The sequence below is a fragment of the Angustibacter peucedani genome (genome assembly GCF_054779595.1).
In genome coordinates, this window is the sequence record NZ_BAAGXY010000016.1 from 20930 (window position 1) to 28134 (window position 7205).

Here is a 7205-nt window from a genome sequence, read left to right on the forward strand (position 1 = left end):
GCAGGCAGAGCTAGCCGCGCCCTGGGACGGCCAGCCCGGACTCGTAGGCGTACATCACCAGCTGCGCGCGGTCACGGAACCCCAGCTTGGTCAGCAGGTGGCTGACGTGCGTCTTGACCGTGCCGTAGCCCAGGTGCAGCCGGGCCGCGATGTCGTGGTTCGACAGACCGCGCGCCACCTCGAGCAGCACCTCGCGCTCGCGGTCGGTCAGGCCGTCGTCGCGGGCCGGGCGGCCGGCGTCGGGCAGCGCGGCGAACCTCTCGATGAGCCGCCGCGTCACCCGAGGGTGCAGCAGCGCCTCGCCCGCCGCGACGACCGCGATCGCCTCGAGCAGCTGGTCGGGGCGGGTCTCCTTGAGCAGGAAGCCGCTCGCTCCCGAGCGCAGCGCCTCGACCACCAGGTCCTCGTCGTCGAACGTCGTCAGCACGAGCACGCGGGTGCCGCGGCACGCGGGGTCGGCCAGGACCGTCCGGGTGGCAGCCAAGCCGTCCAGGTGCGGCATCCGCACGTCCATGAGCACCACGTCGGGCGACGTCCGCCGGCACAGCGCCACCGCCTCGAGCCCGTCGCGCGCCTCACCCACCACCTCGACGTCCGGCGCCGAGCGCAGCAGCAGGACGAACCCGGCGCGCACGAGGTCCTGGTCGTCGACCACCGCGACGCGGATCACCGGCCCGCTCCCGTCGGCAGGCAGGCCCGCACCCGGAAGCCGTCGCGGTCGGCGCCGTGCTGCAGGGTGCCGCCGACCAGCCGGGCCCGCTCGCCCAGCCCGACCAGGCCGTGGCCGGCACCGGCACCCGCGCCCGGGCGGCCGGACGGCTCGCGCCGCGGCCCGGGGTCGCTCACCTCGACCGCGATCTCACGGTCGCCGGCGACCACCCGGACCGTCGCGGACGAGGCCGCCGAGTGCTTGATGACGTTGGTCAGGGACTCCTGCACCACGCGGTAGGCCGCCAGCGACACGGCCGGGTCGAGGGCGTCGGTCGAGCCGGCGCGCACCAGCTCGACCTCGAGCCCGGCCGCCCGGACGTCGTCGACCAGCGCTGGCAGGTCGTCGACGCCCTGCGTGGGCGGGCGGGTGCCCTCCTCGGTCTCTGCGCGCAGCACCCCCAGCATGGAGCGGGTCTGCTCGAGCGCCCGACGGCTGGTGTCGGCGATGACCTCGAGCGACTGCTGGGCCGCGGCCGGGTCGGAGCGGATCACGTGCGCGCCCACCCCGGCCTGCACCGCGATCAGCGACATGCTGTGCGCCACCACGTCGTGCAGCTCGCGGGCGATGCGCAGCCGCTCGTGGGTCAGCGCGGCCAGCACCTGCCCGCGCTGCTGGTCGCGCCGGGCCCGCAGCGCCTCGGCGACGGCCCACGACGCGACGAGGAGCGCGATCGCGAGCAGGACGTCCTTGGTGCGCAGGTCGGGCACGCCTGCCAGTCCCAACCCGACGAACACCGCCGCGCCGGCGCCCAGGCCGAGCACGCCGTCCCGCCGGCTCCCGTACGTCGCCAAGGAGAACAAGCTCAGCAGCATGAGCACGGACAGCAGGCCGATGTAGTGGTACGTCGCGCTCACCACCACCGCACCGACGACGAAGACGACGTAGGACACCACCGGCCGGCTGCGGCGCCAGGCCAGCGCGCCCGCTGCCACGACGGTGGCGACGGCGGCGAGGAGGTCGGGGTCGTGCAGCCGGGGATCCACCGTGTCGACGTCCGTGGCCAGCAAGGAGGCGAGTGCCAGGGCGGCGGCGACGACCGCGAGGCCGACGTCGAGCACCAGGCCGGCCCGCCGCCATCCGCCGCGCCGGGCGCGTCGCAAGAACCCGGACGCTGCGGGCAGGGCGCTCATGGGCCGAGGCTACGCGCGCGGGACGAGCACCACCTCTGCCTGCAGACGTGTCCTGACTACCCCACGAGCGACTGCGTGCCGACGACCTCGAGCAGCCGCAGTTTCTCGGCGTCCGGGCTGCCGGGCGTGGCGGTGAAGACGAGCAGCTGCTGGCCGTCCTCGGGATCGACGAGCACTTGGCACTGCAACGACATGACGCCGACCTCGGGGTGCTGCAGCCGCTTGGTGCGCGGGTGCTTCGCGCGCACCTCGTGGTCGGCCCAGATGGCCGCGAACTCCTCGCTCGTCGCGAGCAGCTCGTCGACGAGCCGACCGGCCCGCGACGACGGCCCGCGCTTGGCGTAGACCGCGCGCAGCTCGGCCACGAACGACCGGCCGTGCTCGAGCTGGTCGTCCGCCGGGTACACGTCGCGCGATGCCGGGTCGGTGAACCACGCGTACACCGTCGAGCGCTCGAAACCGTTGCGGTCGCTGCGGTTCCCGAGCAGCGCACGCGCCAGCGGGGTCTGCGCCAGCGCCTCGCCGAGCTCGCTCATCACCTGGGCGGGCACGCCGTCCAGCCCCTCGAGCACCCGCATCAGCCCGGGCGACACGTGCTCGCTCACGACGCCGCGCTCGGGCACCGCGTGGCCGACCAGCCGGTACAGGTGGTCGCGCTCGTCGTGGCTCAGGTGCAGGCCGCGGGCGAGCGCCGCCGTCATCTGCTCGGACGGCTGCGGACCGCGCTGCTGCTCGAGCCGCCCGTAGTAGTCCGACGACATCCCGACGAGCGTCGCGACCTCCTCGCGGCGCAGGCCGGGGGTGCGCCGGCGCGGCCCGCGCGGCAGGCCGACGTCCTCGGGCGCCAACGCCTCGCGGCGCGTGCGCAGGAAGTCGGCGAGCTGCGGGCGGTCCATGCCCCCATCCTCGCCGAGCCGGCGGTCGCCAGCCAGGGACCGCCGCTCCCCGGATCGACGGGTGCTGGTTGCCCTCGCCCGGATCCGTGACGGTGGAGGGGAACCGAACCCCACCGGAGGAGACCACCATGACCCGCATCGCCCTCGTCACCGGCGGCAGCCGCGGCCTCGGCCGCGCCACCGCGCTGGCTCTCGCGGACGGCGGCACCGACGTCGTCCTGACCTACCGCGGCAACGCCGACCTGGCGGCCGACGTCGTCGCCGAGGTCGAGCAGCGCGGACGACGAGCCGCGGCGCTGCAGCTCGACACCGCCGAGACCACCGACTTCGCGCCCTTCGTCGCCGAGCTCCGCGAGGTGCTGCGCGCCACCTGGCAGCGCGAGACGGTCGACGTGGTCGTCAACAACGCCGGCGTCGGCGCCGACACCCCGCTCGGCGAGATCACCGCCGAGGCGCTCGACGCCATGCACGCGGTGCACGTGCGCGGACCGGTGCTGCTCACCCAGGCGCTGGCCCCGATGATCGAGGACGGCGGCCGCGTCCTGAACTTCTCGACCGGCCTCGCCCGCTTCGTCGGCGGCCCGTACCTCGCCTACGCCGCGGCCAAGGGCGGGATCGAGGTAGCCACCCGCTACCTCGCCGTCGCGCTCGCGCCTCGCGGCATCGCCGTCAACGTGCTCGCCCCTGGCGCCACCGCCACGGACTTCGCCGGCGGACGCATCCGGGACGACGAGGGCTACCGCGGGATGGTGGCCTCGGTGACCGCGATGGGCCGGGTCGGCGAGGCCGAGGACGTGGGCCGCGCGGCGGCGGCGCTGCTGGCCGAGGGCGCGGGCTGGATCACCGGGCAGCGGGTCGAGGCGTCCGGCGGCATGCGGATGTGAGGCGTCGCCGCGGCCGGGTCGCGCTACGGCGCGGTGCGGGCCAGGTACACGGTGCTGGACGACGTCCCGCCCGTGAGCGGGTTGGCGAACTCGACCCGCTCGGCCCGCGCCCGGGCGAACACCGTCTGCTGCCGCGCCAGGAACTCCTCGTCGGCCGCCGCGTCGGACCACAGGCCGAAGACACCGCTCGGCGCCAGCTGCTCGCGCAGCCGCGCCAACCCGTCGGCGGTGTAGAGGTCGGCGTGCGAGGGGTGCAGCAGGTGGCTCGGGGTGTGGTCGATGTCGACGAGCAGGGCGTCGTACCCGCGCCCGGCCGGGTTGGTGCCGGGCAGGCCGCCGTCCCGGGCCAGGGCGAAGAAGTCGCCGGTGACCAGCTCGGTGCGCGGGTCGGCCGTGAGCTGCTGGGACAGGGGCAGCAGCCGGCGGCGGTGCCAGTCGACCACCGGCGCCAGCGCCTCGACCACCACCAGGTGGCGCACCCGCGGGTCGGCCAGGGCGGTGACGGCGGTGTACCCCAGGCCCAGGCCGCCGACCAGCACGTCCAGCGGGCCGTGCTCGTCGTCGAACTCGGCCAGGCCGAGCCGGGCCAGCGCCTCCTCCGACGCCGTGAACAGCGTCGACATCAGGTGCTCGTCGCCGAGCTTCGCCTCGTAGACGTCGACCCCGAGCTGGGCGTGGGCGCGTCGCCGCAGGCTGATCTCGCCCATCGGCGTCTGCTGCCAGTCCAGCTCGACGAACCGCCCGCTCGGGACCCGGGCCACCTCAGCGGGCCATGACGCGGTGCATGCCGCCGCCGTACGTCAGCACGAAGAGCTCGCGGGACGCCGACTGCGCGAACGTCGTGATGCCGCCGAGCGACGCCTCGGTGCGGTAGACGCCCGAGCTGCCGGTGGAGAAGAGCGTGCCGCTGATGAAGTCCGCGAACAGGTAGCGCCCCACGATCTGCGGGAAGGCCTTGCCGCGGTAGACGTACCCGCCGGTGATCGACTCGCCCACGCTGTGCGAGTAGGCGAGCAGCGGGTCCTGGCGCGCGGCGGACCCGCACCGGCCGGACGAGTACGACGCGAAGCCCTCGCGGCACGGCCAGCCGAGGTCGAACACCGTCGCTGGCGTCGCGACGCGGTCGACCTCCTCGTAGGCGTCCTGCCCGACGTCCCCGATCCAGAGCGTGCCGGTGACCGGGTCCTGCGAGAACTTCCAGGGGTTGCGCACGCCGTAGAGGTAGATCTCGTGCCGGTAGGTCGACGACGACGCGAACGGGTTGCCGCGCGCCGAGCAGTAGAGCTTGCCGCCGCACGAGTGCGCGGTGTCGAGGCGCAGGACCTTGCCGTTGAGCACCGTGCGGTCGCGCGCGTTGTCGCCCGGGTCGCCCGCGCCGCCGCCGTCACCCGTGCCGATGTAGAGGAACCCGTCCTTGCCGAACATCAGGTTGCCGCCGTTGTGGTTCGACTGCCCGGGATGCGGCACGACGAGCACCGTGCGGCGCGTGCTGGCCGAGATCGTGTACGCCGACGGCCGAGAAGCCTTGAGCCGCACCACGACCAGCGCGCCGTCCGAGCGCGTGTAGCTGGCGAAGACGTACGGCCGCCCGCTCGCGAACTTCGGGTCGAACGCCAGCCCGAGCAGGCCCTGCTCGCCGCCGCTGTCGTTCACCACCGACCGCAGGTCGAGGTAGTAGCCCGCCAGCGGCCGCGCCAGGTCGACGTCGTAGCGCGCCACCGTGCCGCGTCGTTCCACGACGTAGATCCGGTTGTTGCCCGCGCCGGTGGGCGACGCCGCAGCGGCCGTGGGCTCGTGGAACGTCCCGTCGGCCACCCGCCGCGACAGGTAGGTGTCAGGTGTCGCGGCGGCTGCCGGCGACACCGCGACGAGCGGCAGGGCCAGCGCTGCCGCCACCCCCGCGACGAGCGCCGAGACGACCGGACGACGGAACCGCGGCGAGGAGGTCATGCCTCACTGTCCGCCTCGTCCCGGTCTGGGGCAAGGGCTCGCGCGGCCTCAGCCGGTGCCGAGCAGCAGCTCGCTCGGGTGCGCGGCGTCCAGCGGCAGCCAGAGGTCCTCGTGGCCGAACATCAGCCGCAGCCGCAGCTGCCGACCCGCCGCGACGGTGTGCTGCGCGCTGCCGACCGTGATGGTGCGCTGCTCCCAGGTGGTGGTCGTCGTCCAGTCGTCGACGTGCACCTTCACCGAGCTCACGACCGGCACGCACGTCAGGCCGAGCGCGTCGCAGTCGTCGACCCAGACCGCGTAGTCGACGGCCTTGTCGGCCTTGAGCTCCGGCGAGCTCCACAGGCGCAGCTGCACCGGCCCGTCGAGGGCGAGGCCGCCAGCGCCGACGGGGTAGGACCACAGCTGGAACTTGCGGACGTCCAGCTCGGTCACCTTCATGTCGCCGTGCTTGATCGTGAGCCCGGGGTCGCCGTCGCCGTCCCAGTCGGTCGGGGCCGACAGCGGCGCCGTCGGCGACAGCACGCCCACCGACAACGTGTCGCCGCCGCGCAGGTACAGCGACTGCGAGGTCGGGGGAGCCGCGGTCGCCGTGATGGTCACGGTGCCGGTGGTGGTCAGGGTGCCGTCGTCCACGACGTAGGTGAACGTCGTCGAGCCCGGCGCCGAGGGCGTCCACGAGAAGGTGCCGTCGGCCGCGACGTCGAGGTCCGGGCTGTCGTCCGACACCACCGTCAGCGCGTCGCCGTCCTCGTCGCTGTCGTTGTCGAGCACCGAGCCCGCGACCGGGTCGCCGACCTGCACCGAGTAGGCGTCGTCGGCGGCGACCGGTGCGTCCTCGACAGGTGAGACGGTGACCGTCACGGTGGCCGAGCTGGTGCGGCCGGTGCCGTCGTCCGCGGTGTAGGAGAACGAGTCCGGCCCGTCGTAGTCGGCGTCGGGCGCGTACGTGACCGTGCCGCCAGACAGCGCGACCGAGCCGTGCGCGGCCGCGCCCACCGACGAGACCGACAGGGTGTCGCCGTCCGCGTCGGTGTCGCCGGCCAGGACGTCGACCGGCGTGGCCGGGTCGTCCTCGTCGACCGACAGGGTGTCGTCGCCCGCGACCGGCGCATCCGGTTGCGGCGCAACGGTCACGTCGACCGCAGCGTCCGCCGTCCGGCCGGTGCCGTCGCTGACGGTGTAGCTGAAGGCGTCGCTCCCGTAGGCGTCGGCGTCCGGCGTGTAGGTCACCTGGCCGCCGCTGAGCGAGACCGTGCCCTTCGCGGCGCCGGTCGTCGAGACGACGACGAGTGTGTCGCCGTCCGCGTCGGAGTCGTTGCCCAGCAGGTCGAGGGGCGTGGCGGGTGAGTCCTCGTCGAGGGTCACGTCGTCGGCGCCGGCCACCGGGTCGTGGGCGTCCGGTGCGGGCGGGGGAGTCGTGGTCGACGTCGACGGCTCGGGCTCGGACGTCGTCGGCTCCGGCTCGGCCGGCCGCGTGGTCGTCGAGGGGGCGGGGGCCGCCGGCGCCGTCGTCGGCACGCTCGTCGTCGGCCGGACGACGGGCAGCGGGGCCGCCTCGTCGTCCGCCGCGGCCCGCGTCGGGACGTCGGTCGGCCGCGGCGTCCGTGGCGTCCGGGAGGACGTCGGCGACGGG

Annotated in this window: 7 protein-coding genes and 1 pseudogene; 2 read left to right on the forward strand and 6 right to left on the reverse strand. The window is 74.6% G+C overall.

Going from position 1 to position 7205, the window contains the following annotated elements:
- Positions 1-10: 10 nt before the first annotated feature.
- Genes ACYVJ4_RS04395 through ACYVJ4_RS04405 form a run of 3 tightly spaced genes read right to left on the reverse strand, consistent with a single transcriptional unit; the run spans position 11 to position 2738 of the window.
- Positions 11-670, reverse strand: a complete 660-nt coding sequence (locus tag ACYVJ4_RS04395) for a response regulator (RefSeq protein ID WP_460458895.1) — start codon at positions 668-670, stop codon at positions 11-13.
- Positions 667-1842 (reverse strand): sensor histidine kinase, encoded by a 1176-nt coding sequence (locus tag ACYVJ4_RS04400; RefSeq protein ID WP_460458896.1) that lies wholly within the window; start codon positions 1840-1842, stop codon positions 667-669. Before ACYVJ4_RS04400 ends, ACYVJ4_RS04395 begins: the two co-directional genes overlap by 4 nt.
- Positions 1843-1898: 56 nt before the next feature.
- Positions 1899-2738, reverse strand: a complete 840-nt coding sequence (locus tag ACYVJ4_RS04405; RefSeq protein ID WP_460458897.1) for a helix-turn-helix transcriptional regulator — start codon at positions 2736-2738, stop codon at positions 1899-1901.
- A 128-nt stretch (positions 2739-2866) separates the two neighbouring features.
- Between ACYVJ4_RS04405 and ACYVJ4_RS04410 the strand changes: the two genes are divergently transcribed.
- Positions 2867-3622, forward strand: a complete 756-nt coding sequence (locus ACYVJ4_RS04410; RefSeq protein ID WP_460458898.1) for an SDR family NAD(P)-dependent oxidoreductase — start codon at positions 2867-2869, stop codon at positions 3620-3622.
- A 23-nt stretch (positions 3623-3645) separates the two neighbouring features.
- Here ACYVJ4_RS04410 and ACYVJ4_RS04415 read toward each other — a convergent pair whose 3' ends face one another.
- From ACYVJ4_RS04415 to ACYVJ4_RS04425, 3 genes are read right to left on the reverse strand one after another with little or no spacing between them, the layout of a single operon-like run.
- Complete coding sequence (locus ACYVJ4_RS04415; RefSeq protein WP_460458899.1) at positions 3646-4383, reverse strand: spermidine synthase family protein; 738 nt, start codon at positions 4381-4383, stop codon at positions 3646-3648.
- A 1-nt stretch (position 4384) separates the two neighbouring features.
- On the reverse strand, positions 4385-5572 hold the full coding sequence (locus ACYVJ4_RS04420) for a PQQ-dependent sugar dehydrogenase (protein ID WP_460458900.1): 1188 nt from the start codon (positions 5570-5572) through the stop codon (positions 4385-4387).
- Positions 5573-5620: 48 nt separating this feature from the next.
- Positions 5621-6955 carry a cadherin-like domain-containing protein gene (locus ACYVJ4_RS04425; RefSeq protein WP_460458901.1) on the reverse strand — a complete coding sequence of 445 codons (1335 nt, stop codon included), beginning with the start codon at positions 6953-6955 and terminating at the stop codon, positions 5621-5623.
- A gap of 34 nt (positions 6956-6989) precedes the next feature.
- Here ACYVJ4_RS04425 and ACYVJ4_RS04430 point away from each other — a divergent pair.
- Positions 6990-7205 (forward strand): annotated as a pseudogene (locus ACYVJ4_RS04430) (hypothetical protein); the annotation flags it as partial.